General features: G+C 53.2%; 23 protein-coding genes and 3 tRNA genes. 8 read left to right on the top strand and 18 right to left on the bottom strand.

Going from position 1 to position 24,036, the window contains the following annotated elements:
• Window positions 1–85 precede the first annotated feature (85 nt).
• Window positions 86–1,573, top strand: coding sequence for a hypothetical protein (locus tag O5O45_RS03305; RefSeq protein ID WP_305903861.1), 1,488 nt, complete (start codon window positions 86–88; stop codon window positions 1,571–1,573).
• Here the strand turns inward: O5O45_RS03305 and O5O45_RS03300 are convergent.
• Window positions 1,527–2,522, bottom strand: a complete 996-nt coding sequence (locus tag O5O45_RS03300; protein WP_305903860.1) for a metallophosphoesterase — start codon at window positions 2,520–2,522, stop codon at window positions 1,527–1,529. The two genes, O5O45_RS03305 and O5O45_RS03300, sit on opposite strands and share 47 nt — an antisense overlap.
• A 225-nt stretch (window positions 2,523–2,747) precedes the next feature.
• On the opposite strand from O5O45_RS03300, the gene O5O45_RS03295 reads away from it, so the two are divergent.
• The 4 genes from O5O45_RS03295 to galU all read left to right on the top strand — a co-directional run bounded on the left by O5O45_RS03295 (window position 2,748) and on the right by galU (window position 8,371).
• Window positions 2,748–3,788, top strand: a complete 1,041-nt coding sequence (locus O5O45_RS03295; RefSeq protein WP_305903859.1) for an NAD-dependent epimerase/dehydratase family protein — start codon at window positions 2,748–2,750, stop codon at window positions 3,786–3,788.
• A 630-nt stretch (window positions 3,789–4,418) separates the two neighbouring features.
• The gene (locus tag O5O45_RS03290) at window positions 4,419–6,557 is read left to right on the top strand and encodes an adenosylcobalamin-dependent ribonucleoside-diphosphate reductase (RefSeq protein WP_305903858.1); all 2,139 of its coding nucleotides are present in this window, start codon (window positions 4,419–4,421) and stop codon (window positions 6,555–6,557) included.
• 137 nt (window positions 6,558–6,694) lie between these two features.
• Complete coding sequence (locus O5O45_RS03285) at window positions 6,695–7,384, top strand: TSCPD domain-containing protein (RefSeq protein ID WP_305903857.1); 690 nt, start codon at window positions 6,695–6,697, stop codon at window positions 7,382–7,384.
• A 147-nt stretch (window positions 7,385–7,531) separates the two neighbouring features.
• Complete coding sequence (gene galU, locus O5O45_RS03280) at window positions 7,532–8,371, top strand: UTP--glucose-1-phosphate uridylyltransferase GalU (RefSeq protein ID WP_127969330.1); 840 nt, start codon at window positions 7,532–7,534, stop codon at window positions 8,369–8,371.
• Window positions 8,372–8,497: 126 nt separating this feature from the next.
• On the opposite strand, the gene O5O45_RS03275 is transcribed toward galU, so the two are convergent.
• The 10 genes from O5O45_RS03275 to dapA form a co-directional block, all read right to left on the bottom strand.
• Window positions 8,498–8,923 carry a helix-turn-helix domain-containing protein gene (locus O5O45_RS03275; RefSeq protein WP_305903856.1) on the bottom strand — a complete coding sequence of 142 codons (426 nt, stop codon included), beginning with the start codon at window positions 8,921–8,923 and terminating at the stop codon, window positions 8,498–8,500.
• Window positions 8,924–9,064: 141 nt separating this feature from the next.
• Window positions 9,065–9,141 (bottom strand) — tRNA-Val (locus O5O45_RS03270).
• A gap of 118 nt (window positions 9,142–9,259) precedes the next feature.
• Window positions 9,260–10,531, bottom strand: coding sequence for a molybdopterin molybdotransferase MoeA (locus O5O45_RS03265; protein ID WP_305903855.1), 1,272 nt, complete (start codon window positions 10,529–10,531; stop codon window positions 9,260–9,262).
• Entirely contained in the window at window positions 10,528–11,094 is a 567-nt protein-coding gene (gene moaB / locus O5O45_RS03260) for a molybdenum cofactor biosynthesis protein B (RefSeq protein ID WP_305903854.1), read from the bottom strand. The genes O5O45_RS03265 and moaB overlap by 4 nt, the downstream gene beginning before the upstream one ends.
• Window positions 11,095–11,148: 54 nt before the next feature.
• Window positions 11,149–11,784: a carbonate dehydratase gene (gene can / locus O5O45_RS03255; RefSeq protein WP_305903853.1), complete on the bottom strand. Its 636-nt coding sequence runs from the start codon at window positions 11,782–11,784 to the stop codon at window positions 11,149–11,151.
• Between the two features lie 3 nt (window positions 11,785–11,787).
• Window positions 11,788–12,795 (bottom strand): NAD-dependent epimerase, encoded by a 1,008-nt coding sequence (locus tag O5O45_RS03250; RefSeq protein ID WP_305903852.1) that lies wholly within the window; start codon window positions 12,793–12,795, stop codon window positions 11,788–11,790.
• A 110-nt stretch (window positions 12,796–12,905) separates the two neighbouring features.
• Window positions 12,906–13,637 carry a TIGR04219 family outer membrane beta-barrel protein gene (locus O5O45_RS03245; RefSeq protein ID WP_305903851.1) on the bottom strand — a complete coding sequence of 244 codons (732 nt, stop codon included), beginning with the start codon at window positions 13,635–13,637 and terminating at the stop codon, window positions 12,906–12,908.
• Window positions 13,638–13,835: 198 nt separating this feature from the next.
• Complete coding sequence (gene purC, locus O5O45_RS03240) at window positions 13,836–14,546, bottom strand: phosphoribosylaminoimidazolesuccinocarboxamide synthase (protein WP_305903850.1); 711 nt, start codon at window positions 14,544–14,546, stop codon at window positions 13,836–13,838.
• Between the two features lie 26 nt (window positions 14,547–14,572).
• Window positions 14,573–15,544 carry an outer membrane protein assembly factor BamC gene (gene bamC / locus O5O45_RS03235; protein ID WP_305903849.1) on the bottom strand — a complete coding sequence of 324 codons (972 nt, stop codon included), beginning with the start codon at window positions 15,542–15,544 and terminating at the stop codon, window positions 14,573–14,575.
• A gap of 75 nt (window positions 15,545–15,619) precedes the next feature.
• Complete coding sequence (gene dapA / locus O5O45_RS03230; protein WP_305903848.1) at window positions 15,620–16,501, bottom strand: 4-hydroxy-tetrahydrodipicolinate synthase; 882 nt, start codon at window positions 16,499–16,501, stop codon at window positions 15,620–15,622.
• A gap of 356 nt (window positions 16,502–16,857) precedes the next feature.
• On the opposite strand from dapA, the gene O5O45_RS03225 reads away from it, so the two are divergent.
• Together O5O45_RS03225 and O5O45_RS03220 are read left to right on the top strand one after the other, a co-directional pair.
• Window positions 16,858–17,394, top strand: coding sequence for a glycine cleavage system transcriptional repressor (locus tag O5O45_RS03225; protein WP_371747960.1), 537 nt, complete (start codon window positions 16,858–16,860; stop codon window positions 17,392–17,394).
• A gap of 107 nt (window positions 17,395–17,501) precedes the next feature.
• Window positions 17,502–17,963 (top strand): peroxiredoxin, encoded by a 462-nt coding sequence (locus O5O45_RS03220; protein ID WP_305903847.1) that lies wholly within the window; start codon window positions 17,502–17,504, stop codon window positions 17,961–17,963.
• A gap of 64 nt (window positions 17,964–18,027) precedes the next feature.
• On the opposite strand, the gene O5O45_RS03215 is transcribed toward O5O45_RS03220, so the two are convergent.
• On the bottom strand, window positions 18,028–19,089 hold the full coding sequence (locus tag O5O45_RS03215) for an AI-2E family transporter (protein ID WP_305903846.1): 1,062 nt from the start codon (window positions 19,087–19,089) through the stop codon (window positions 18,028–18,030).
• A gap of 35 nt (window positions 19,090–19,124) precedes the next feature.
• Entirely contained in the window at window positions 19,125–19,364 is a 240-nt protein-coding gene (locus tag O5O45_RS03210; RefSeq protein ID WP_305903845.1) for a sulfurtransferase TusA family protein, read from the bottom strand.
• A gap of 211 nt (window positions 19,365–19,575) precedes the next feature.
• On the opposite strand from O5O45_RS03210, the gene O5O45_RS03205 reads away from it, so the two are divergent.
• Entirely contained in the window at window positions 19,576–21,012 is a 1,437-nt protein-coding gene (locus tag O5O45_RS03205; protein ID WP_305903844.1) for a M48 family metalloprotease, read from the top strand.
• Window positions 21,013–21,055: 43 nt separating this feature from the next.
• Here O5O45_RS03205 and nadA read toward each other — a convergent pair whose 3' ends face one another.
• The 5 genes from nadA to pal form a co-directional block, all read right to left on the bottom strand.
• A complete protein-coding gene (nadA, locus tag O5O45_RS03200) occupies window positions 21,056–22,117 on the bottom strand; it encodes a quinolinate synthase NadA (RefSeq protein ID WP_305903843.1) in 1,062 nt (353 codons plus the stop codon).
• 176 nt (window positions 22,118–22,293) lie between these two features.
• A tRNA-Lys gene (locus O5O45_RS03195) sits at window positions 22,294–22,369 on the bottom strand.
• A gap of 52 nt (window positions 22,370–22,421) precedes the next feature.
• Window positions 22,422–22,497: transfer RNA gene (locus tag O5O45_RS03190), tRNA-Lys, on the bottom strand.
• A 93-nt stretch (window positions 22,498–22,590) separates the two neighbouring features.
• Window positions 22,591–23,424 (bottom strand): tol-pal system protein YbgF, encoded by an 834-nt coding sequence (gene ybgF / locus O5O45_RS03185; RefSeq protein ID WP_305903842.1) that lies wholly within the window; start codon window positions 23,422–23,424, stop codon window positions 22,591–22,593.
• A gap of 36 nt (window positions 23,425–23,460) precedes the next feature.
• Complete coding sequence (pal, locus tag O5O45_RS03180; RefSeq protein WP_305903841.1) at window positions 23,461–24,024, bottom strand: peptidoglycan-associated lipoprotein Pal; 564 nt, start codon at window positions 24,022–24,024, stop codon at window positions 23,461–23,463.
• Window positions 24,025–24,036: the final 12 nt, after the last annotated feature.

Below are 24,036 nucleotides of genomic sequence, written 5' to 3'. Positions count from 1 at the left end.
AGCGGGTCAGGACAAAAATCGGGGCAGTCCGCCCTATTCAAGGCGCTCACCCGGCTCAGCCTGGGCAGGCCGCGGAAACGCCCCCATGCGTAACGAGGACAATATGATTGCCGACAGTAAGCGCCTAACGTTGACGGTCTTATTATTGACGCTATCCGCTTGCGCCTCCGTAGGCTATCACCCGACAGAATCGCCAACAGCGTCTCCCGTCCTTCCCTGCGCCGATGATTGGAGCCGCTTTCAGCAGGCTGTCTCCCGTCAACATACATTCGATGGACAGGACTGGCCGATTCCCAGTTACGAATACCTGCGCACAGACCGCACGCTGTCTCTCCTGAGTAAGAATGCGCTGGATGCAGAACAAAGACGTGACTGGCTAGCGCGCGCCTACGCCAAAGGCCGCCTCGCCAGAAGCATGGAAAACCAGCGCCTTTCTCACCCATTTTCTCTCGATGTGCTGGAAAGCTGTCTGCATCAGCAGGCTACTCAATTAGTCGATCAACCCGCATTCTGGCGTCATCTTCAGACCCTGAATCATCCAGAGGATTACATCAGGCTACGCCGGTGGTTGGGATTGTCCGCCGTGTTGCAACCGCTGATCAGTTGGCGCATAAACGTACTGAATGACAATGTGACAGCGATGTTTCAACAATATCAACCCACAGGCGAATGGCGACGTTACGTCCCGGAAACCCAGGCCAGTGCGCCTCCTATCATGTTTCCATTGCCCCAAGACAGCCTGGAATTGCCTTCTCTTTCCGAGCAGGAATGGCGGCGGCTATTCGCTTATTACAGCCCGGATCTGGTCATTGAAACGCGGGGCGACTTCGACATCCCCGGACGCCCAGTGCGCGAAGGGCAAAGCTGGACCACTGATGCGACGCCCACCGCCTATACGCAGGTCTCGCAGACTTACTGGCAAGGACAGTGGCTGCCTCAGCTTGTCTACGTTTTCTGGTTTAACAGCCGCCCCAAAACCAGCCCTTTCGACATTCTGGGAGGAACCCTGGATGGCCTGATGTGGCGGGTGACGCTGGATTCACAAGGCGTCCCACTGTTCTTTGACAGCGTGCACCCCTGTGGTTGTTACCATAAGTGGTATCACGTTCAGTCCGAGATTCGTTTTGCTGGCGCGCCGCCAGGCGATGAGCGCTTGATCATCCTGCAACCGCCGCCCGAACTAAAGACAGAGACGCCGGTCATACGCTTGAGTTCAGGCGCGCACTATGTAGTGGGATTGGAGCACCGTCCCCGCGAGAGCATTCCAGAGGAAGCCCCGACCTATCAATTGCAAGACTACAACGCCCTGCGCCTGATACGTGACGAGGGTACGCAACTGAGCCTGTTTCAGCCTGATGGATTGGTGGCGGGGACACAGCGATTGGAGCGCTTCTTAATCTGGAGTATGGGCGTGCCGTCAGCAGGAGCCATGCGACAATGGGGGCATCACGCCGTCGCTTTCGCCAGTCGTCGCCACCTGGATGACCCATTACTGTTTCAGCGCTACTTCACCACGGAAAACACGTTTAACCCGGATAAAACGTATGCACAACCACTTCCGGCGGACAATTAAAACGTACTGGCAGTAGCGAACTGCCGGCGCCGGTGCTGGTGTAGCCGTCCATATCGCGCCAACGCCAGTTTCCTCTGCCGACAAAGCGCGGACAATCCGAGTCGAGAGTAATTGCTGCCCCGCCCGGCAGACACACTTGGCCGCCGTGAGTATGACCGCACAACATGAGGTCAATGCCTGCGTGCGCCGCCTGTTTGAATATTTCCGGCGTATGCGACAACAACAGGGTATAGCGGGACATATCCAATCCCTGCGCCGCCATTTGCAGATTGTCCACGCGATAGTAGTGAGGATCGTCTACGCCCACGATCTGAATTTTCTCTCCTCCTCGCTCAATCAACGCAGACTCGTTCATCAGCATGCGATACCCCATATCCTCCAGAGGCGGCAGCATGCGGATACTGTCGTGATTGCCGAAAATCGCATACGCCTCGCCCCGCAGTCGTTCACGCAGACTTCGCATCCCTTCCAGCGCGCCCTCTTCAGGCCCATAAGTCTGCGCCCGGTAATCGCCGGTGATCACGCACAGGTCATACTCTAGGCTGCCCGCTATCTCCAATAGTCTGGCGGTAATCGCTTCATCCATATCGACATGGAGGTCCGTGAGATGCAGCAGGCGAAAGCCCTTAAAGGCCTCTGGAATCTTCCTGTGCCGCACAGGGTTGTGAGTCACTTGAATGTTTCTCGCGTTGCGTCGCCCCCATTCATACATCCCCGCCAGTTTGAACGTCCAGCGCATGAGGGTTTGCATGGAATACCAATTTTCCGGGTGAAAAAAGTTAATGCCTCCGCCGCCGAATACCCGTTGAGCATGATCCTGCTCTATTCCCAGACGCTGGCGCGCATGCACAAACCCCAGGCGCTGCTCCAGCCTCGTCAGTAAATCCGCGTCATCCTGTATTTCAGTTTCTGGAATGGAGCGGGCAAGCGTCCGGTTCACATCGCTCATGAAAAATAGTGACCCTTTGGGTTGATCCGCCATCGGCCGGATAACTTTTGACCAATGTGTACTAAGCATAGTCGAGAAAGGGCAAAAAATTCGTCTGCAAGAGGCATTTCGTCTGGGCTCGCGTCTCCGATGGAGGTAAGCTACCCGCATTCCAATGCTAATAGTACTTATGACCGATTAGATTATTACAACAGACAAAGACAAGACCATCACGCTGGAGACATCATGAAAGTATTGGTAACCGGAGCAAACGGACATATCGGCTCCCACGTGGTAAGGCAACTACTCGACCAAAACCATGAAGTACGCGCCTTTGTGCGCAAAAGCTCAGATTTGCGCGGACTTAACGGGCTCAAACCGGAGTTCGCCTACGGCGACGTCAAAGACCCCGCCGCCGTGGAAGCCGCCGCCGAAGGTTGCGACGCCATCATTCATATGGCTGCGGTGTACAAAACTATCGCCAAGTCCGTCGAGGAAATTGTCGAGCCGGCATTGCAAGGCGCAGAAAATGTTTTCAAAGCCGCACATAAGCATGGCGTCAAGCGCGTTGTGTACACAAGCTCTGTGGCCTCCATCGGCTTTTCATATGATCCGCATACAATACGCAGCGGCGAAGACTGGAACGACGACGCGCAAAACGCCTACTACGTCGCCAAGACCCGCAGCGAAAAAGCCGCACAAAAACTGGCCCGCGAATATGACATTCATCTGGTGGTTATCTGCCCGGCTATCGTACTGGGCCCTAACGACTACCGCATCACCCCATCCAATCAATTAGTGATGGATTGGTTGAACGGCTTCGGGCAAACCTATCCCGGCGGTTTGAACCTGGTTGACGTGCGCGACGTCGCCGCCGCTCATGTCGCCGCGTTAAGCAAAGGGGAAAACTGCAAGCGTTACGTTGTCGGCGGCGAAAATATTGAAGTCAAGGAGATTGGCGCCGCCCTGAAGCGCATCACTGGCGTCAAACCAATCCACCTGCCTACCGGTCGCGGTCTCACTCTGACGCTCGCCCGCGTGGTGGAAACACTGTGCAAGCTGCTGCACATCAAGCCGCCGTTTACCTACGACCTCGTCTACGAAGTAGTGGGACGCTATGCGTACTACGATTGCAGCGAGGCGACCAAAGATTTGGGGATCAGACCTCGTGACGCGGAAGAGACATTGAAGGACTGTATCGCCTGGCTACTGTCCCAGAACAAATTAAAGCCTCGCGTCGCCGCTAAAGTGGCGCCCAAAATCCCCACACACCCTGCTTCCGCTTGAGGCGGATCTGCGACAATCCCGTATAGAAAGTAAGGCTGGTACGGCCTTACTTTCCTCCAGCCCATACGCCTTCACCGCGCATCATTCTGGTTAAATTTTAAGCTTTATAGCAACACTATATATAGTAGACGCCTGATAGACGTATTTTTACTATGCAACCTTGCTGTCATATTCGCCACTCGCTTAGACAGACGGCGGTTGAGAGCACATGAAAGGCCCTAAACAGGGCTTTACCTACGCTAAAATGATTTTTTTCTCAAGCCTTCACATCACATTATATAGTGCTATACTTTGCGGAAATCGCCATATATAGGGTCAAAGCCGCTAACAGCCCGCTTTTCGACAGTCAAGTCTCCAATGGGAGTCTTTACCCTTAAAATGGTGTGTTCTCTCCAGGGCCGCAAAGGCTCGGACATACGCAGAACTTCATCGGACACCAGGTTTTTCACAACCTGCCGCACAAGTAAGGTGCACAACATATTGTGGTCGCCATTTTTTGTAACGCAACACAGGAAGTTTAACTTGCGAATCAGTCGTATCTCGCAGCGCTATCTGGAATTGGCGGTCTGACCAACAACACTGCAGTTTTAAAATAAACCTTGTTCGGGGTTAGAAGATTTGAGGGATATTATGAACGCCAAAGTCCAGCAGCTTATCGCTCCTATTGATATGCAGCCCGCTTCCGTCGATATCTGGGAAACCAAATACCAACTGAAAACCAAGTCCGGAAGCCCAGTGGACAAAGACATCCTGGGCACTTACGAGCGCGTCGCCAAGGCGCTGTCCTCCGTGGAAGCCGACAGCGTGCGCGAAAAAGTGCTGGCGGACTTCGTATGGGCGCTGGAAAACGGAGCCATTCCAGCCGGTCGCATCATGTCCAACGCTGGCGCGGAAGAACACAAACCCGCCACGTCCACGATCAACTGCACCGTATCCGGCAGCATCATGGATTCCATGGACGACATTCTGCTAAAAAACCATGAAGCCGGCCTCACCCTCAAGGCTGGCTGCGGCATTGGTTATGAATTCTCCACTTTGCGTCCGAAAGGCGCATATGTAGCCGGCGCCGGCGCCACTACATCAGGCCCTTTGTCGTTCATGGATATCTTCGACAAGATGTGCTTCACCGTCTCTTCCGCCGGCGGACGCCGCGGCGCGCAAATGGCTACTTTCGACGTTCATCACCCGGACGTCTTTGATTTCGTGCGCGCCAAGCGCGAAGACGGTCGTCTGCGTCAATTCAACCTGTCCCTGCTGATCACCGAAGACTTCATCAAGGCGGTTCAAAACGACGAAGATTGGCGTTTCTCCTTCCCCATCACGCGCAAAGAAGCGGAAGAAGACAATATTGACGTCAACGACGAAACCCAATACCTGTATCGCGACTTCCCGGTAAAAGACGGCTATATCACTGACGAAAGCGGCCGCGTCGCCTGCCGTATTTATCGCGCAGTCAAAGCCCGCTCTATCTGGGACGCCATCATGACGTCCACTTATGACTTCGCCGAGCCAGGCTTCATCCTGATCGATAAAGTCAATGAAATGAACAACAACTGGTTCTGCGAAAACATTCGCGCCACCAACCCCTGCGGCGAACAGCCTCTGCCGCCTTACGGCAGCTGCCTGCTGGGCTCAGTGAACCTGACCAAGTTCGTGGAATACCCGTTCACTGAAAACGCCAAGTTCAACTTCGACAAGTATCGCAAGGTCGTGGCCATTTTCACCCGCATGCTGGACAACGTGGTGGAAATCAACGGCCTGCCCCTGGAAGGTCAACGTCACGAAATCCAATACAAGCGCCGCCACGGCATGGGCATTCTGGGCCTGGGCTCCACGCTGGCCATGCTGCGCATGCCTTACGGCTCCGACGAATCCGTCAGCTTCACTGAAGAAGTGTGCCGCGAGATGGCGCTGGAAGGCTGGCGCCAGGGATTGGAGCTGGCGAAAGAAAAAGGTCCCGCTCCTATCATGGAAGACACTTTTGTCGTCACCGAAGAAATGCTGCGTCTGCGCCCGGAAATGGTGAAAGACGGCCTTAAAGCCGGCGACAAGCTGAAAGGCAAAGTGCTGCACGCCAAGTACAGCCGCTATATGCAGCGCGTAGCGGAAGCCGACCCCAAGCTGGTCGACGCATTGGCCAAGAAAGGCGCGCGCTTCACGCACCATACGTCCATTGCTCCCACCGGCACAATTTCCTTATCTCTGGCCAACAACGCCAGCAACGGCATTGAGCCCAGCTTCGCCCATCACTATTCCCGTAACGTGATTCGCCAGGGCAAGAAGACAAAAGAGAAAATGGACGTGTTCTCCTATGAGCTGCTCGCGTATCGCCATCTGGTCAACCCGAAAGCGATGCCGTTCACCGAGGATCCAGAAGCGCAATTGCCTGCGTACTTCACCACCAGCGATGACGTAACGCCGAAACAGCATGTGGATATCCAGGCGGCGGCGCAACTGTGGGTGGACTCGTCCATCTCCAAAACCGCCAATGTCCCTACTGACTTCCCATACGGAGAATTCAAGGACATATACATGTACGCCTACGAAAAAGGCCTGAAGGGCTGCACCACCTTCCGCTTCAATCCGGAAGCGTTCCAAGGCGTGCTGGTGAAAGAAAAAGACCTGGAGAACACCTTTTACGAGTTCACCACGGAAGACGGCGAAACCATTAAGCTGAAAGGCAACGAAGAAGTTGAGTACGACGGTGAGACCCACACCGCCGCCAACCTGTTCGACGCCTTGAAAGAAGGCACTTACGGAAAATACTGAGGCGAAGTCCTGGCGATTTCGTAAAATCGCCGGGTTTCTCCATAGAAAATGTTAAAAATGGGCGCATAATATGCGCCTGCAGCTAGGTTTTCCCGGGAAAACCTGAGCAAAGCCACCGTACACAAGGGTATACAGTCATGGCTGTTAAAATTGAAAAGAAAATTGTCGGCTACAAAGTTCACAAGCCCAGTGACGTTGCGCCGGCGAGCGAACCGGTTCAGGAGCAACCACAACCGGTTGAAATGAATGAAAAAATCGAACGCCCGGATTTCCTTCTCGGCACGACCTACAAGATCAAACCCCCGGTGTCGGAGCATGCGTTTTATATCACCATCAACGACATCCTGTTGAATGAAGGCACCGACCACGAAGCTCGTCGTCCATATGAAATCTTCATCAACTCCAAATCCATGGAACACTTTCAGTGGGTTATCGCACTGACGCGGGTTATTTCCGCCGTGTTCCGTAAAGGCGGCGACATCACCTTCCTGCTGGAGGAGCTGCTGTCCGTACATGACCCCAGCGGCGGCTACTACAAGAAAGGCGGCGTTTTCGTCCCCTCTCTGGTGGCGGAAATCGGCGCGGTCATTGAGAAGCACATGAAAGCGCTGGGGATTATCGAGTCCGAGGAATTGAGCGACGCTCACAAACGCATGATCGCGGAGAAACGCGCAGAGTACGAGGCGCGACAGAAAAATGAAGCGAATGCGGACGGTTCCGCTTTCCCTGCAAACGCGACAATGTGTAAGAAATGCAGCCAAAAATCCGTGATATTGATGGATGGATGCCAAACTTGTCTCAATTGTGGCGACAGTAAGTGCGGCTGAACAACTGTTAATAAAGTTGTTATGAAATCAGTGTCAAAATAGGAGGGTGAGTCCCTCCTTTTTTCGTTTTTGGAAACGGTGGACCGAGATTTGCAAGATAACTAAATCCAAGTAGACTAACGCCCTACACAACTTCAAGGAGAATATATGATTAAAAAGTGTCTGTTTCCGGTAGCGGGTTACGGAACCCGATTCCTGCCCGCCACCAAAGCCATGCCCAAAGAAATGCTGCCAGTCGTGAGCAAACCACTGGTTCAGTACGGCGTTGAAGAAGCAGTCGCCGCTGGCATGAACTCTTTCGGTTTTGTTACCGGCCGGGGTAAGCGGGCCATTGCGGACCACTTTGATATTTCTTATGAGCTGGAACAACAGATCAAGGGAACCGGCAAAGAAGAACTTCTATCCAGCATTCGCAGCCTGATAAATAATAATAAATTCTCATTCACCCGCCAAAATGAAATGAAAGGTTTAGGACACGCTATTCTTTCCGGCCAGACGCTGATCGGCGACGAGCCGTTCGCGGTCGTGCTTGCAGACGACCTCTGCATGGTGGAAGAAGGCGAAGACAGCGTGCTGGCCCAGATGACCAAGCTGTACAACCAATTTCGTTGCAGCATTGTGGCCATCCAGGAAGTTCCACACGACGAAGTACACAAGTATGGCGTCATCGCCGGCGACCCAATGAAAGAAGGCCTGTTCCGCGTCACAGACATGGTAGAGAAGCCGCCCGTCGACCAAGCCCCTTCCAACTACGCCATTATCGGCCGCTACATTCTGACTCCGGATATTTTCGACATTATCCGCGACACAGAGCCCGGTAAGAACGGCGAAGTTCAAGTGACCGACGCGCTGCTGAAGCAAGCCAAAGACGGCTGCGTGCTGGCGTATAAATTCAAGGGTCGTCGCTTTGACTGCGGCAGCATTGACGGCTTCGTCGAAGCTACCAACTATGTCTACGAGAACGTGTACAAAAAAGGCCTGATGTAAACCATCACCTTTTTCCATGCACCAAAAAAGCGCCTGACCGGGCGCTTTTTTATTTGGAGCGCCCTGCCATCTGGAACAGGGCATACAGACAAAAACTAAGAAAACAGACGCGAACTGAGGGAAGCATCATTCTCCGCTATTCATTAACTGCAGGATAAAGCGCTTTTTATCTTCGTCACTGGCGCGAAAGCGCTTCAGCAACAGTCGCTCCGTCGAATCAGGCAGCGCCTCTTCCATCACCTTGGTCAGACGCTCAATTACCGTATCCAAATCTCCTTCCTCACCCACCTCAAAACCGGGCAAGTCCAACTGAGGATTGGTTTTCTCATTCTGATCAAAATCCAGCAGCGCATCCAGGGAAACGCCCGTCTTTACGCAAAGATCAAACAGGTTATCGATAGAAGGGTAACAACGCTGGGATTCAATGGGATTTTCCCAACCAGCCACAACCGTGACATCCACCTGACAAAAGGTAGCAATGTCTTCAAGGGTAAGCTTTTTCTTGTGCCGAAAATCCCGAAGGCGCTGATAGAAGGTTCGAAGATACTTCATGCCCCGCTCCGTGACTGGTTTTCGGCAATCGTATCACTAAAAAGTCAATACAAACCAGCCATTCATATGTCACAAGGGTCGAAGACAAGAAACTATTTTTGAATAAATTTAATAAAAAAGATCACTGACAAAGAAGGGAATTGGTAGGACCGACCAGATTCGAACTGGTGACCTCCACGATGTCAACGTGGCGCTCTAACCAACTGAGCTACGGTCCTGCTGTCAGCGGGTGCGTAAGATAACAAAGAAGCCTGACCTGAGCAAGCACTTTTATTCATATTACGCACATCTGTTAAATATTTGATTCCTTCCATGAAATGCGGCTAAAAAACGTACTTACAACCCCATGGAGATAAAGGAAATATACTCCACCATGTCCCCGCGTTGAATCGTCGTATTCGCCGGGGCTACAGCAAATCCATCCGCCCAACTCGCGGAAGACAGCACACCTGAGCTTTGATTGGAGTGCATTTCCAATCCTGCTCGCCCCTCATCATCGAGCGAGACTCTAACGCGTAGATATTCCTCTCGCCCCCCTGGCTTGGGGATATCAAACAACGCGGGCAGACGCACCGCCGCGGCCACTCCACTCTCACCAGCGCCCTGCATCTTCAAAATATAAGGCCGCGCCAGTATGCAAAAGGTTACGAACACTGCAGCAGGATTACCGGGAAGACCGAGAAATGGGGTCGCGCCAACCTGACCAAAAGCGAGGGGCTTACCGGGCTTTATGGCCAACCGCCACATATTCAGCAAACCATTCGCTTCCACCGCATCCTTGACATGATCTTCCTCTCCCACCGAAACGCCGCCACTGGAGATAATCAAATCCGCATCCGCGGCCGCCTGCAATAACGCCTGCTCCGTCGCCTCGTAGGTGTCAGCTATTACACCAAGATCGATAATCTCGCACTGAAAGCGAGATAACAGACCACACAGGGTGTAGCGGTTCGAGTTATAAATTTTGCCCGCCGGCAGAGGCGCGCCGGGTTCAACCAACTCATCCCCCGTGGACAACACCGCCACTCGCAGTTTGCGGCGCACTTTCACCTGCGCCACGCCAACGGAGGCGATCAGACCCAAGTCCTGCGGCAGCAGCTTTTTACCTGCGCCGACAACCACCTGTCCTACCTGGATATCCTGACCGGCCGGACGCAGATTATTGCCCTGTCGCACCCCAGCGGGAACAACCACTGTTTCGCCTTCCAGCCGACAGTGCTCCTGCATGACGACAGCGGCGGCGTTTTCAGGGATGGCCGCCCCTGTAAATATGCGCGCCGCAGAGCCCTCCTTTAAAGGCGTAGGACTTTCTCCCGCCGGAATACGTTGAGAAATCGGCAACGTTATTTCCAGCTCCGCCTCGCAGGCCTCCCTGGGAATTGCGTATCCATCTACAGCGCTGTTATCTGTAGGAGGAACCATAATGGCCGACACCACATCTTCCGCCAGCACTCTGCCAGCCGCTTCAAGCAGGGGGACTACTTCATCCCCTACGATGGGCTGCGCAGCAGCCTGCAAAATACGCTTGGCGTCCGCAACAGGGCGCAATCCAGAAGACGGCGCGTCACAACTGTGGCGACTATGCGCCTGAGAATTGGAGGCGCTCATCCGCGAGGTCCGCAGCCAGGTTTCTCAGAGCCCCCTGCACCTTTCTCTGGCTGTTTCAACAAGCCAACAAAATTACAGGGCTTATGTCTCGCATCCAGTTGCTCGGCAATGATTTTATTCCAGGCTGTTTTACAAGCGTTTGTAGAACCCGGCATACAGAAGATCACCGTACCATTAGCCAGCCCGGCGATCGCTCTGGACTGCACAGTGGAGGTGCCGATCTCTTGGTAGGAAATGGCGCGAAACAACTCTCCAAACCCTTCCACCTCTTTATCGAACAGCGGCTTGATCGCTTCCGGCGTACTGTCTCTACCGGTAAAGCCGGTGCCGCCCGTAATCAGCACCACTTGCACCTGCGGGTCCGCAATCCAGGCGGAAACCACTGCCCTCATCAGATAGACGTCATCTGGAATCAACGTCCGATCGATAATTTCATGTCCCGCTCCCCGCGCGCCGTCCGCAAGAGCCTGCCCGGAGGTATCCGTCTCCTGCGTGCGAGTATCGGAAACGGTCAATACCGCCACATTAAGGGGCATGAACTCGGCTACGATATGCTGTCCCATGATTTTACACCTTGACCATTTGTGTCGGATTCTGCCGGGAGCAGGCAGAAATTACTATTTCCCAATATAGGTATACACGGAACCCAATTGCTCAGGACCGGATTGAGTCACCTGCAGGTCTTTGAGCAACCCATCGCTGAGCCCATAGCACCATCCATGCACTGATAACGGTTGGCCTCGGCTCCAGGCGTTCTGCACGATGCCAGTATGACAAACGTGGCGCACCTGATGCTTCACGTTCAACTCACACATACGGTTGACCCGCTCATTCATATCCGTGATAGCGTCCACTTCTTCCTGATGCTGGGCGTAAATATCCTTGATATGACGCAACCAGTTATCGATCAAGCCAAACTGGTCCGCGCCCAACGCCGCACGCACGCCGCCGCAACCATAATGGCCCGTGACGATGATGTGCCGCACCTTGAGCACTTCCACCGCGAACTGAATTGAAGAAAGGCAATTGAGATCGGAGTTCACCACCACGTTGGCGACGTTGCGATGTACAAAGACCTCTCCGGGCAGCATGCCGACGATTTCGTTCGCCGGCACGCGACTGTCAGAACAGCCAATCCACATATAAGTGGGCGCCTGCTGGCGCTCCAGAGTTGGGAAAAAGTCGGGATCAGCCTTGCGGATTTTCTCCGACCACTTTTTGTTATTTAAAAGAAGCTGATTAATTTCGCTCATTCGTCACACACGATAATAGTCACGATACCATTCAACAAATTTCTTAACGCCCTCTTCCACAGTGGTGGACGGGCGATAACCCACGTCGTCGATCAGCGCCTGCACATCCGCATAGGTGGCGGGCACATCGCCAGGCTGCATGGGCAGCAGATTTCTTTCCGCTTTCTTACCCAGGCATTCTTCCAGAATTTCTATGTAGCGGGACAACTCCACCGGATTGTTGCTGCCGATATTGTAAATGCGATACGGCGCTTTGCTGGTGCCAGGGTCGGGCTGCATGCCATCCCACTCGGAATTGCCCGGCGCAACGTGATCCAGTGTACGGATGATGCCTTCCACAATATCGTCGATATAAGTGAAGTCGCGCTTGTGCTTGCCATAATTGAATACGTCGATTGGCTCGCCAGCGATGATTTTGCGCGTAAAAATAAAGAGCGCCATATCCGGGCGCCCCCAAGGGCCATACACGGTGAAGAAGCGCAAACCAGTCGTCGGAATCCCATACAGCGAGCTGTAAGTATGAGACATCAGCTCATTGGACTTTTTGGTTGCTGCATACAGGCTCAGAGGGTGATCCACATTGTCATGCACGGAGAAAGGCATGGATTCGTTCGCGCCGTATACGGAGCTGCTGGAAGCGTAAACCAGATGATCAACCTTGTTATGACGGCAGCCTTCCAGAATATTCATGTGCCCTACCAGGTTAGCGGACACATAGGCATGCGGGTTTTCAATGGAGTAACGAACACCCGCCTGAGCGGCAAGGTGAACCACGCGATCAGGCTTGTGTTTCGCGAATAACGCTTCAATCCCTTCGCGATCCGCGACATCCAGACGCACATCAGTAAAGCCTTTGTATGGCGTCAAACGTGCGAGACGGGCTTCTTTCAGGGAAACTTCATAATAGTCATTGAGGTTGTCAACGCCGATGACCTCATCCCCACGATCCAGCAGCCTCAATGCGACATGAGAGCCGATAAAGCCGGCTGTTCCTGTTACTAACACTTTCATTTTACATCCCCCTATACGAATTCAGTCTCGAAGCGCGCCCGGCGATAAACAGTGCGCCGGGCGCTCAAAAACAATTAAAGCGCCCCGTAAACAATCAGGGCGCAGTCACATCAGAAATGAACGCTCACTCCGAGATATGGTCCGCCGATATCCACATCAGCGTCCACATCGCTGACATCGTCCAGCTCCAGTTGCATTTCACGCCAACCAAGCTCAACACCCACCACCTCAATTTCATAGTTGATGCGGGCGGCGACGTCGAGCATACGGTTGTCGCTGTATTTCAGGCCTGCAAGAGATGCGCCGACACTTAAGCCGGTAAGAGGAAGGTCTACACCCACTGCGCCATACAGCATCGGTACGACTTCATCGATGGCTGTAGTGCTTTCATTGGTGGATGCGCCTTTTTGCTTAATGGTGATCTCACCGTCAAAAATACGGGCCTGCAGACCAAGATCAAGTGATACGACATTATCTAAAAGACGCCAATAGGCTATAAGGTCGGTATGAGTCAGATCCACGTCTGTATCGACATCGCCTGTAAAGGTCACGCCATCGAATGTTTTGGTCAGTGTGCCCTGGCCGTTCTGGCTGAGCTCAGTGTACTGCAGGCGAAAATTAGGCAACCCGGGAACAAAGTGCTCGAACGCTACATAGCCTTGAATGAAGGTGTCGTCGCCCAATCCCAGATCCTTTTCCAGATCCACGGATTCTGAACCTGACTGTACGTCGCCGGTAAAGTCCGCATTCCAGCCGCTCACGCCGGCGAACAGCCCAATCGTATCGGCATAAGCGCCGTTACAGGCCATAGCCGCCAATAACGTCATCGTTGCTTTTTTCATTAATTATTCCTCTATTTCATTGGCGAATAGCCCGCCCTGCTTTACCAGATGGGCTTAAAAGTAATGAGAGGAGCCTGCGTCAGGCCGGGCGTCGTGCGAAGGCTCCCGGGCACAGCTTAATTATTGATTATGAACGGTTGCTGAACCAACTTTATTTACAAAAAGGGCCGGCGATGGCCGACCCCGTTAGGAGAGTGATTAGAACTGGACGCCCAATCTACGGCCGACTTCTTCGTAATATTCAATGACGTCGCCCAGATCCTGACGAAAACGGTCTTTGTCCATTTTCTCGCCGGTGGCCTTGTCCCAAATACGACAGCCGTCAGGGCTGAACTCATCGCCCAAGGTGACTTTACCTTCAACCAGACCGAACTCCAGCTTGTAGTCCACCAGGGTCATGCCTGCGGCATCGAACAAAGACTTCAGAATCTCATTCACTTTGAATGTCAGCGCCTTCATTTCCTCCAGTTGCTCGTCCGTCGCCCAGCCGAAAGCGCGCGCATGATGCTCATTAATCATCGGATCATGCAATTCGTCGTTCTTCAGGAACAGTTCGTAAGTAGGAGGCGTCAACTCCATTCCTTCGCGAATTCCCAGGCGACGACACAGACTGCCGGCAGCCACGTTACGTACGACGCACTCCACAGGAATCATCTGCAAACGCTTGACCAGGGACTCACGCTCGGAAAGCAGCCGAACAAAATGTACGGGCACGCCAGCTTCCGCCAGCCTGCTCATAATGAAAGCGTTGAATTTATTGTTTACTTCACCCTTGCGGCTCAGCTTCGCTTTCTTTACACCGTCGAAAGCGGAAGTATCGTCACGGAACTCCATTACAAACAGGTCCGCGTCATCCGTTTTAAATATCGACTTGGCTTTTCCAGAATACAGCTCTTCGAGCTTTTGCATTGAGGGCGTCTCCGCAGTTAGTTGAATTAAGACATGTTATCCAGAATCTTGTTCAGCAGGATCAACTGCTCTTGCCGGCCAACGCCTGTCGACGTTGGCTCGGAGGAAATGTGTACGCCATCGTCTGCGGGGGACAGTAAAACGCGGAAGTTGAATCTGTCGGACAGTTTCTCTTCCTCTTCGCCGCCAAACCAGCCGGACCACCAGCTTGTGTTTTTCTCGTGCTCTTTCTCGACGAAGCGCACAAAGTAAACACCCTCGCTACGGTTGATATCTATCACGGGAATGCGGCTGTCATTCAACGCCTGCCCCAGCGCGAACCAAGCGCGGTCATAATTGAGGTCCACCCGCAGATAGGGCTGATCAGCATTCTCCACCAGCGATACGCGAGACTCGCCACCGATATTCTGCGCCACCAGCGAGTAACTACCCAGGCTTTCGCCTTGATCACTCATATACTGACGCATATCCGTCAACAGGCCTTCCTGTTGAGGTGTTGGGCCCGCCAGCGACATACCCTGGACCGTCACTCGCACTTCCGAGCTAAGCCGCTTCAAACCTTGCTGCACCCGCACCTGCAATTGTAACTGCTCATTACTGACGTAGGGCTGCAACTGCATTTTGCCGACAAACTCAGATGCTTTCAGCGAGTTCATAGGCAGGCTCACCTGCATGCGCCCTTCCGCCGTATCCACTTCCGCCACACTGCCGCCGATGGATTCCCAATAGCGTTTCAGCGCCGGCCAGACTTTCCCTGGCGGCTCACTGGCCAGCAGCCAGATATCATCAGCCGTTTTCTTGATGGCGAAATGCTCTTGCAAAAGATCAGAGCCGGGCGCTGGCGGAGGTGGGACCACGAAGTCCTTGTTGGCGACAAACGCCTTTTCCGCATGCGGCACAGGGAAACGGTCTTGCAGGCGACGGCTGGAGTACCACTCTGGCACGACCAATGGATCGCCGCGCTCCGCCTGCATATATTGATTGGAACGGTCAGTCATGAGACTGCATCCCGACAGCCCCGCCGCAATAAGAACACTACTCAATAAACGTTTCATCAAAACAGAGGCCGTCCGTTATTCGCTAATCAGGTCCAACGCTAGCAGAGCATCGCGCACTTGGGGTCTGCGTTCAGGGCTCAACTCCGTCAGCGGGAGACGAATCCCGGAGCTGATCAGCCCCATTTCAGCCATCGCCCACTTCACCGGGATGGGGTTGGATTCAACAAACATGGCGCTATGCAGCGATTGCAGTTTCTCTTGTAACGCGCGGGCGGCGTCCGCCTCACCTTTCAGGGCGAATTCACACAGACTGGACAATAATTTAGGCGCGACGTTGGCGGTGACGGAAATATTGCCTTTGCCGCCGGCGAGCATCAACTCCACCGCCGTGCCGTCGTCACCAGAGTAAACCGCAAACCCCTCAGGGGAAGCGTTAATAAGCCGCCGCCCTCTATCCAGGTTGCCGGTAGCGTCCTTAATCCCCACTATGTTGGGGATCTGCGCCAATCGCAGCGCGGTCTCATTGGACATATCGCAAGCAGTGCGCCCTGGCACGTTGTAAAGAATCTGCGGAATATCGACGGCTTCCGCCAGCTTTTTGAAATGCTGGAAAAGACCTTCCTGAGTGGGCTTGTTGTAGTAAGGAGTCACCAGAAGACAGGCGTCGGCGCCGGCTTTTTTCGCCTGCGCCGTAAGATGCAGGGCTTCGGTCGTGGAATTGGCGCCTGTGCCGGCAATGACAGGGATGCGTCCATTGACGTAATCCACAACCCGCTTGATAACCGCTTCGTGCTCTTCAAAATCCAGGGTCGCGGACTCCCCTGTGGTGCCTACGGCGACAATGCCGTGAGTGCCGTTATCAATATGAAAATCGAGCAATCGGTCAAGGTTTGGCCAGTCAATGGCGCCATCCTCAAGCATGGGCGTCACCAATGCAACCAAGCTACCTTTTATCATCTTGTTCTCCACGTATTAACAACTAGTTCTTTACGCACCAAACCGGCGTCGCAGGACGCTTGTGGAATAAAACGCGCCGCCTATGGACAACGCTCGCCATCCATGCGGAATAGGAATGCCATGAATAATTCCGGAATGTGCTGTAAAGCGATTTCACAACAGCGCTTGGACGGCGCCGAGAGCCCTTCTTCTATTAACCCGGGTATGGTACTTCTCACCCTTAATATTAACAAGACTGGGGCGGATAAAAGGACCTGCAACGCAGCGCCTCCGGGGATACTTGACAGTGGCGGGAGCCCGGAGGAGTATGTGCGTTGCAATCCATCTACACATCCACATTAAGAATGGGAAATACATTGCCTAGAGAAAACTATCTGGTCATTTCCGCTATTGGCGAAGACCGCCCGGGAATCGTTAACGAACTGGCCAAAGCCTGCTCAGACTACCAGTGCAACATTGTTGACAGCCGTATGACCGTGCTGGGCGCAGAATTCGCCCTGGTTATGATGGTGTCCGGCAGCTGGGACGCCATCGCCAAGCTGGAAAATATAATCCCCCCCTTGGCCCGCAAGCTTGACCTGAATCTGATCATAAAACAGACCCAGGCCCGGCGTCCGGCGCGCGCCCTCACTTACAACGTCAACGTAGTGGCGCTGGATCACCCTGGCATCGTCTATCGGATTGCGCAGTTCTTTTACTCCCGCAAAATCACTATTGATGAGTTACAGACCAACACCTACAGCGCGCCGCATTCCGGTACGCAAATGTTCAATATCAATATGACCGTAAATATTCCCGCGGATATGCATTTGGCGAGTTTGCGCGAAGAGTTCATGCTGTTCTGCGACGACCTGAATCTGGACGCCGTGCTGGAGCCAATGCGCTCAATCTGACGGCGCGCGACATCCATCGCCAGAGCGCCAACGTAAACGTACAGTTAGGCGCTTCGCGCACATATTAATCCCCATCAATTCGACCGAAACAGAAATAAGGAGCCGCCATGGCGCAGCCAGGACAAACCGTTACCGATTTCGAGGCCCAGGCCACCCCGGATCAAACCGTTCGACTGAGCGACCTGAAGGGCAAAAATATCGTGATCTATTTCTACCCCAAGGACCATACTCCAGGGTGCACCACGGAAGGCCAGGACTTCAGAGATAATTACGCCGAATTCGAAAAGCTGAACACTGTGGTGTTCGGCGTTTCTAAAGACAGTTTGAAAACCCACCAAAACTTCAAAGCCAAACACGACTTCCCATTCGAACTCATCACGGATCCAGACGAAGTCGTATGCAAGGTTTTCGACGTCATCAAGCTAAAGAAACTTTATGGCAAGGAATATATGGGAATTGAGCGCTCAACCTTTCTCATTGACGCTGAAGGCGTGTTGCGCAAAGAGTGGCGTAAGGTAAAGGTGAAAGGACACGTAGCGGAAGTGCTGGAAGCCGCTAAAGCGCTCTAAGCGCAACTGCAGAGCTTTCTTGCTTGTTGGGGGCGAGCCCGAACCGCCAGACTCGCCCTTTGCATCAGCCTCCCGCCGCTTTGACGGTTGGCCAGGCTGAAAAAATCGCCTTCAGCAAAGTCGCCAGCGGGATTGCAAAAAACACACCCCAAATTCCCCACAAGCCGCCAAACACCAAAACGCTGACGATGATCACCACCGGATGCAGGTTCACCACTTCGGAGAACAACAATGGCACCAGCACATTACCATCCAACGCCTGAATGACGCCGTAGGCCACCATCAGCCAGATGAAATCAGGGCCCCACCCCCATTGAAACAACGCAATCAACGCCACGGGGATGGTCACAATCGCCGCGCCAATGTAGGGAATCACCACTGACAACCCAACCAGAACCGCCAACAACAGGGAATAGTTGAGCCCCATCAATACGAATGCGACATAGGTCGCCACGCCCACGATCAGAATCTCCAACACCTTACCGCGAATATAGTTGGCGAACTGCATGTTGGCTTCAGTCCAGATATTGGTCATCAAGCGGCGCTCTGTCGGCAGTAGCGACGACAACGAGTTCAAAATGACTCCACGATCTTTCAGGAAGAAGAACACCATGATCGGCACCAGCACCGCATAGATCATAATCGCAAGCAAAGTGGGAATACTGGACAAAGAGAAAGAAAAGACCCACTGCGTAATCTTGCTGACTTCCGTCGTCAATTGACGCGACAAGCCCACCACACTCTCTTCCGTAAAGAATTGAGGGTATTGTTCAGGCAGAAGTTTTATCAAGGTTTGCAGATTCGTCATCATGCTGGGCAGCTCCTGAAATAAGGAGGTGATCTGACGCACCATCAATGGAAGGATAAGCAGCACGCTCGCCAACGTCACGCCTACGAATAGCGCAAACACGGAAAGCACCGCATAGATATGCCCCATTCCCATGCGCTGCAGCTTAATCACCAGCCCCTGCAGAATATAAGCAATGACAATACTACCGATCACCGGCGCCAGCATGGCGCCGAAAAACGCCATCACTAGAACGCCCGCTACCAGCAGGATAAACAGAATGACTGCCTCCTCGTCGGAGAAATACTTGTCAAACCAGCTCTTAAATACTTTTAACATCGAAATGCGCTCACACCTAATGTCACCGGAGAGAATCAGCCGCGCAAGATCAGGAAATGAAACTCGCCCTCTTCCACTCTGCTCTCCACCAGAGTGTGCGCACTAAGTTGCAAATAGGATGAAAAATCCCTTTGCGAACCTGGATCCGTCGTTAACACCAGCAATCGCTCGCCAGCGGCCATCGCATTCAGTTTCTGCTTGGTCTTCAACAACGGCATCGGGCACTTCAAGCCCCTCAAATCAAGCGTGCTGACCGCTGCTTCCCGATTAGACATCGCCCCCTCCAAATACCGGTTGATTCGCCCCGCATGATAGGGATATCAACCACATATTGCTATAATGTAATTGATAAGACGTCACTTCTTTCCGTCGATTAACGTACAATCTCTGGCGTTAAAGTATTAGAAGATTTCTCCAAAACAGCTTAAAGTCGTGTAAATCCCGCATTCCGCCATTTGACGGATTCTGCTGCCGAAGCCTGGTCCCATGCGCAAAAAATACCTTTTCCCATTACTGCTCAGCCTGACTCTTCCCCCTGCCATTCACGCTGACGAATCCACACTACCTGAGCTGGGGGACAGCAGCGGCGCAATTATTACGCCCGCCCAGGAGCAAGCGCTGGGACAAGCCTGGCTACGCTCCCTGCGCTCTCAGCTTCCCACATACGCCGACCCGTTGCTTACAGTTTACGTGCGAGACCTGATCTACAAGCTGGCGCCCAACAGCGAACTTCAGGACCACAACCTGACCACCGTTGTAGTCGACTCCAATATTCTGAACGCATTCGCCGTTCCAGGTGGCGTTATAGGCGTTAACGCCGGCTTGTTTTTGTATGCTCAGAGCGAGCAGGAAATGGCTGGCGTGCTCGCTCACGAAATCGCCCACTTAAGCCAACGCCATTTCGCTCGCCGCCTGGAAGAAAGCAAGATGCACACCGCCCTCAATATGGCGGGGATTCTGGCGAGCGTGATTATCGCCGCCACTGCCGGTTCAGATGCAGGCGTAGCGGCTTTAGCCTCCACCCAGGCCTATTCGATTCAGGAACAATTAAGCTATAGCAGACAGAACGAACAGGAGGCGGATCGCTTGGGCCTGGAGACTCTCGCAGCCAGCGGCATGGAGCCGCGCGCCATGTCCAGCATGTTTGAAAAGATGCTGCGCAACAATCGCTACGCACAACAATTTCCTGAGTACCTGCGCACTCACCCTCTGACAGAGAGCCGCGTATCCGACACCGCCGCCAGAGCCGCCAACTATCCATCTGGCGCCTACAAAGAAGACCCGGATTACTACATCATGCAAAGCCGCGTGCTTCTGCATTACGCCAAGAATGCCGAAGACGCATTTAATCTTTTCAAGGCGCAATCCACCGGCGGCACGGGAAATTCGCGTTTGGCGGCGCTGTATGGACAGGTAATCAGCGCCAGCAAAGTGGAGCGCCCGCAGGACGCCAAAGAAGCAATGGAGCAGCTGCTTAAAATAGACGGCAATCGAATATCTATTGTCGTCGCCTATGCGGACTGGCTGGCGGCAAGCAAAAGAAACGATGAAGCCATTCAGCTGCTTAATAAGCATTTGCAACGCAATCCAAGCAACTATCCGCTAAGCATGGATCTGGCTCGCCTCCTGAATCAACGGGGCGACCACAAAGAGGCGGAACGCTTGCTGCGTGGATTGACCTCCAGCTATGGCGCCGAACCCAGCCTCTGGTACGAGCTGGCGGAAACTCATGGACTAGCAGGCTCAATCGCCGAACTGCATCAAGCGCGAGCGGAATATTTCTACCTGACTGGAAATATCAGCAAAGCGACGCAGCAGTTACGCCAGGCGCTTAGCAAAAGTGAAGGCAACTATCAAAGAATGGCGGTCATCCAAAAACGGATGAAAGACTTTGCTGAGGCAGGAAAGGAGTTTAAGTTTTAAGATTAAAGGCGCCCCACATCGAAGCGCCTTTACAAGCATGCAATTACGCGTTGCCTTTTACGGCCATCTGGCGCTCTTTAGAGAAGTTAAGCATACGTTGTAGCGGGATAAGCGCCTTTTCCCGCAAATCCGCTTCCACGATAATTTCCTGACGCTTGTTGATCAGAACGTCACGCAGATTCTCCAGCCCGTTCATCGCCATCCAGGGACAGTGCGCACAGCTTCGACACGTAGCGCCATTCCCAGCCGTCGGAGCCTCAATAAGTGTTTTCTCCGGAGCCATTTGCTGCATCTTATAAAAGATACCCGCATCGGTAGCGACGATGAACTGCTCGTTCGCCATGCTCTTGACCGCATTGATCAATTGCGATGTGGAACCTACGACGTCCGCCATCTCCACGACAGCCTCTGGTGACTCCGGGTGCACCAATACTGCAGCGTCAGGATAGAGCTGCTTGAGGTCGGATAAACCTTTTGACTTGAACTCCTCATGCACGATACAGGAGCCGTCCCACAGCAAAATATCTGCTCCGGTCTTGTTTTTCACATAGCCGCCCAAATGCTTGTCAGGGGCCCATATGATCTTCTCGCCCCGCTCATGCAGGTATTCCACGATATCCAGGGCGATACTGGATGTGACGACCCAGTCTGCGCGCGCTTTCACAGCAGCGGAAGTATTCGCGTACACCACCACTGTGCGGTCCTTGTGCTCATCGCAGAACGCAGAGAACTCTTCTACGGGGCAACCGATATCCAGTGAGCATGTCGCCTCCAGAGTGGGCATCAAAACCGTTTTCTCAGGGTTAAGGATTTTCGCCGTCTCCCCCATGAAACGAACGCCACACACCATCAGAGTGGACGCTGGATGCTGATTGCCAAAACGGGCCATCTCCAGAGAGTCTGCGACACAGCCCCCAGTCTCTTCCGCCAACGCCTGCAACAAAGGATCAGTATAATAATGAGCCACCAGCACAGCGTCTTCCTGCACCAGCAACTCTTTTATCTCCGCCTTCAGGCGTTCCGCTTCCTCTGGACTTAACTCACTGGCTTCGTGCTCTCGAGCGAGATGCTCCTGAACAAAAATTCGGTCGCTTATAGCACTCATCAATTTTGACCCGTATTTAATAGTATTTTGTATCCACAGCATTTTACCGCCATAGCGACATTATACGACATGATGAGCGCCGATTAAGCCTTTCATCGACATACAGGCAAGAGCGTAATGAATTGGAGCGAGGGAGAAACAAAAACGGGGCCTTGAGGGCCCCGCTTTGCGAATCATGGTGGGTCGTGATGGATTCGAACCATCGACCAATTGGTTAAAAGCCAACTGCTCTACCGACTGAGCTAACGACCCAAGAAACTTTCTTGGATGACTATCGCCTTGATGGCGACAATCTGGAATTTAATGGTGGGTCGTGATGGATTCGAACCATCGACCAATTGGTTAAAAGCCAACTGCTCTACCGACTGAGCTAACGACCCAAGCGAGGCGCATATACTACTGATTCTGAGGGAAATGACAAGAGGTTTTTTCAAAATTTTTTCAGAAAAAACGCATCTTTTTTTCAGGCGCCCTCACTGCACCTGTCTTAAATAATCTTTCGCCAAATTTGCAGGAGAAGTTCCCGGAAAACGGCTGACGGCTTCACTCAAATACTTCTTCGCTTCAGCGTTATCGCCCAAACGATGATAGGTCACACCAAGCTTATACATGGCGTCAGGCGCCTTTCTATGCTCTGGATACTTACCCACAACTACAACAAACGCCTGACGCGCCTGTTCAAGCTTGGGAATCACCAGATACACCTCTCCCAACCAGTAATACGCATTGGCGGAAAGATCCGACTCCGGATACTTCTTGATAAAAGCGTGTAAGGCTTCCACCGCTTTGTCGTACTCCCTCCGTTTGATCAAATCAAACGCCTGATCGTACTCCTGCTGCTCAGCTGCAGATGGCGGCGCCTTATTAGGAGTCAACTCCAGCGATTCATCAGCGTCGCCTGTAGAGCCTGGCGCTGGCGTAGCTGACGCATCCACGCCTGTCGTTGGCGCAGGACCGCCAACAGCGACAGGGGGACGGGTTTCCCGTGTTTGAGCCCCCTGGCGCTGCAACTCCAAAATTCGCCGATCCAGATCAATGTAGCGCTCACGCTCTTGCTTCTTCATCTGGTCAACCTGATGTCTGAGCTCTTCCACTTGCCCTCTGAGCTCCCTCACCTCCTGCTGCATCTGCTCAAACATGTAGAGCATTTCCGCCGCAGAGCCGCCCGCAGAAGGAGCTTGCTGTTGCGCCGGACGCACCTGCAACACCGGCGTCGTCGTTGACGATGCCGCCAACGCCAGCGGAGACAATGCCCCACACGCCAGCGCGCCAAGGAGAGTTACATTCCGAATAGTTTTCTTAGACATCAGTTCGGCTATCCGTCCTTAATAGTTCAAATAAGATTACTTGTACTCAATCACTACGCGACGGTTTTTATTCCAAGCCGCTTCGTTGTGAGCAGGATCAACTGGGAACTCTTCGCCGTAGCTAACAGTTTCGATCTGGCTGTCGCCGGCGCCATTAACCACCAGAAAACGCTCGATCGCCTGCGCACGACGCTCGCCCAGCGCAAGGTTGTATTCCTTAGTGCCACGCTCATCCGCATAGCCGTTCAGAACCACTTTTACGGCTGGGTTAGCCGCCAACAACGCCGCGTGAGCGCGCAGAGACATATGAGACTCAGGCTTCACGATAGTTTTGTCGAAATCGAAGTAAAATACGCGCACTTCACGCAGTGCATCTTGCTCTGCAGTCATTGCGTTTTGCTCAGCCAAACGCTGCTGCTCAGCCAACTCCTCTTCAGACAAACCAGAACCGTTGCCCAGGCCAACGCCGCCTGCGTCAGCGCCGTCTTGATCAACTACGCCAACAGTTTCGTCTGGTCTGGTATCGGTTGAAGTACAACCTGCTGCAATAAAAGAGACCAATACCAGCGCGAAAATATTACGAATACTCAGTACATTCATAGCTTTTCCTTA

Origin of the sequence: Hahella sp. HNIBRBA332 (assembly GCF_030719035.1) — a bacterium.
Taxonomy (GTDB): Bacteria; Pseudomonadota; Gammaproteobacteria; order Pseudomonadales; family Oleiphilaceae; genus Hahella.
This window is presented reverse-complemented; position numbering and strand designations above follow the sequence as displayed.

Excerpts from the sequence above, each read along its gene's own strand:
- O5O45_RS03305 (WP_305903861.1), top strand. The coding sequence starts at position 86 with ATGCGTAACGAGGACAATATGATTGCCGACAGTAAGCGCCTAACGTTG.
- O5O45_RS03300 (WP_305903860.1), bottom strand. The coding sequence starts at position 2,522 with ATGAGCGATGTGAACCGGACGCTTGCCCGCTCCATTCCAGAAACTGAA.
- O5O45_RS03295 (WP_305903859.1), top strand. The coding sequence starts at position 2,748 with ATGAAAGTATTGGTAACCGGAGCAAACGGACATATCGGCTCCCACGTG.
- O5O45_RS03290 (WP_305903858.1), top strand. The coding sequence starts at position 4,419 with ATGAACGCCAAAGTCCAGCAGCTTATCGCTCCTATTGATATGCAGCCC.
- O5O45_RS03285 (WP_305903857.1), top strand. The coding sequence starts at position 6,695 with ATGGCTGTTAAAATTGAAAAGAAAATTGTCGGCTACAAAGTTCACAAG.
- galU (WP_127969330.1), top strand. The coding sequence starts at position 7,532 with ATGATTAAAAAGTGTCTGTTTCCGGTAGCGGGTTACGGAACCCGATTC.
- O5O45_RS03275 (WP_305903856.1), bottom strand. The coding sequence starts at position 8,923 with ATGAAGTATCTTCGAACCTTCTATCAGCGCCTTCGGGATTTTCGGCAC.
- O5O45_RS03265 (WP_305903855.1), bottom strand. The coding sequence starts at position 10,531 with ATGAGCGCCTCCAATTCTCAGGCGCATAGTCGCCACAGTTGTGACGCG.
- moaB (WP_305903854.1), bottom strand. The coding sequence starts at position 11,094 with ATGGGACAGCATATCGTAGCCGAGTTCATGCCCCTTAATGTGGCGGTA.
- can (WP_305903853.1), bottom strand. The coding sequence starts at position 11,784 with ATGAGCGAAATTAATCAGCTTCTTTTAAATAACAAAAAGTGGTCGGAG.
- O5O45_RS03250 (WP_305903852.1), bottom strand. The coding sequence starts at position 12,795 with ATGAAAGTGTTAGTAACAGGAACAGCCGGCTTTATCGGCTCTCATGTC.
- O5O45_RS03245 (WP_305903851.1), bottom strand. The coding sequence starts at position 13,637 with ATGAAAAAAGCAACGATGACGTTATTGGCGGCTATGGCCTGTAACGGC.
- purC (WP_305903850.1), bottom strand. The coding sequence starts at position 14,546 with ATGCAAAAGCTCGAAGAGCTGTATTCTGGAAAAGCCAAGTCGATATTT.
- bamC (WP_305903849.1), bottom strand. The coding sequence starts at position 15,544 with ATGACTGACCGTTCCAATCAATATATGCAGGCGGAGCGCGGCGATCCA.
- dapA (WP_305903848.1), bottom strand. The coding sequence starts at position 16,501 with ATGATAAAAGGTAGCTTGGTTGCATTGGTGACGCCCATGCTTGAGGAT.
- O5O45_RS03220 (WP_305903847.1), top strand. The coding sequence starts at position 17,502 with ATGGCGCAGCCAGGACAAACCGTTACCGATTTCGAGGCCCAGGCCACC.
- O5O45_RS03215 (WP_305903846.1), bottom strand. The coding sequence starts at position 19,089 with ATGTTAAAAGTATTTAAGAGCTGGTTTGACAAGTATTTCTCCGACGAG.
- O5O45_RS03210 (WP_305903845.1), bottom strand. The coding sequence starts at position 19,364 with ATGTCTAATCGGGAAGCAGCGGTCAGCACGCTTGATTTGAGGGGCTTG.
- O5O45_RS03205 (WP_305903844.1), top strand. The coding sequence starts at position 19,576 with ATGCGCAAAAAATACCTTTTCCCATTACTGCTCAGCCTGACTCTTCCC.
- nadA (WP_305903843.1), bottom strand. The coding sequence starts at position 22,117 with ATGAGTGCTATAAGCGACCGAATTTTTGTTCAGGAGCATCTCGCTCGA.
- ybgF (WP_305903842.1), bottom strand. The coding sequence starts at position 23,424 with ATGTCTAAGAAAACTATTCGGAATGTAACTCTCCTTGGCGCGCTGGCG.
- pal (WP_305903841.1), bottom strand. The coding sequence starts at position 24,024 with ATGAATGTACTGAGTATTCGTAATATTTTCGCGCTGGTATTGGTCTCT.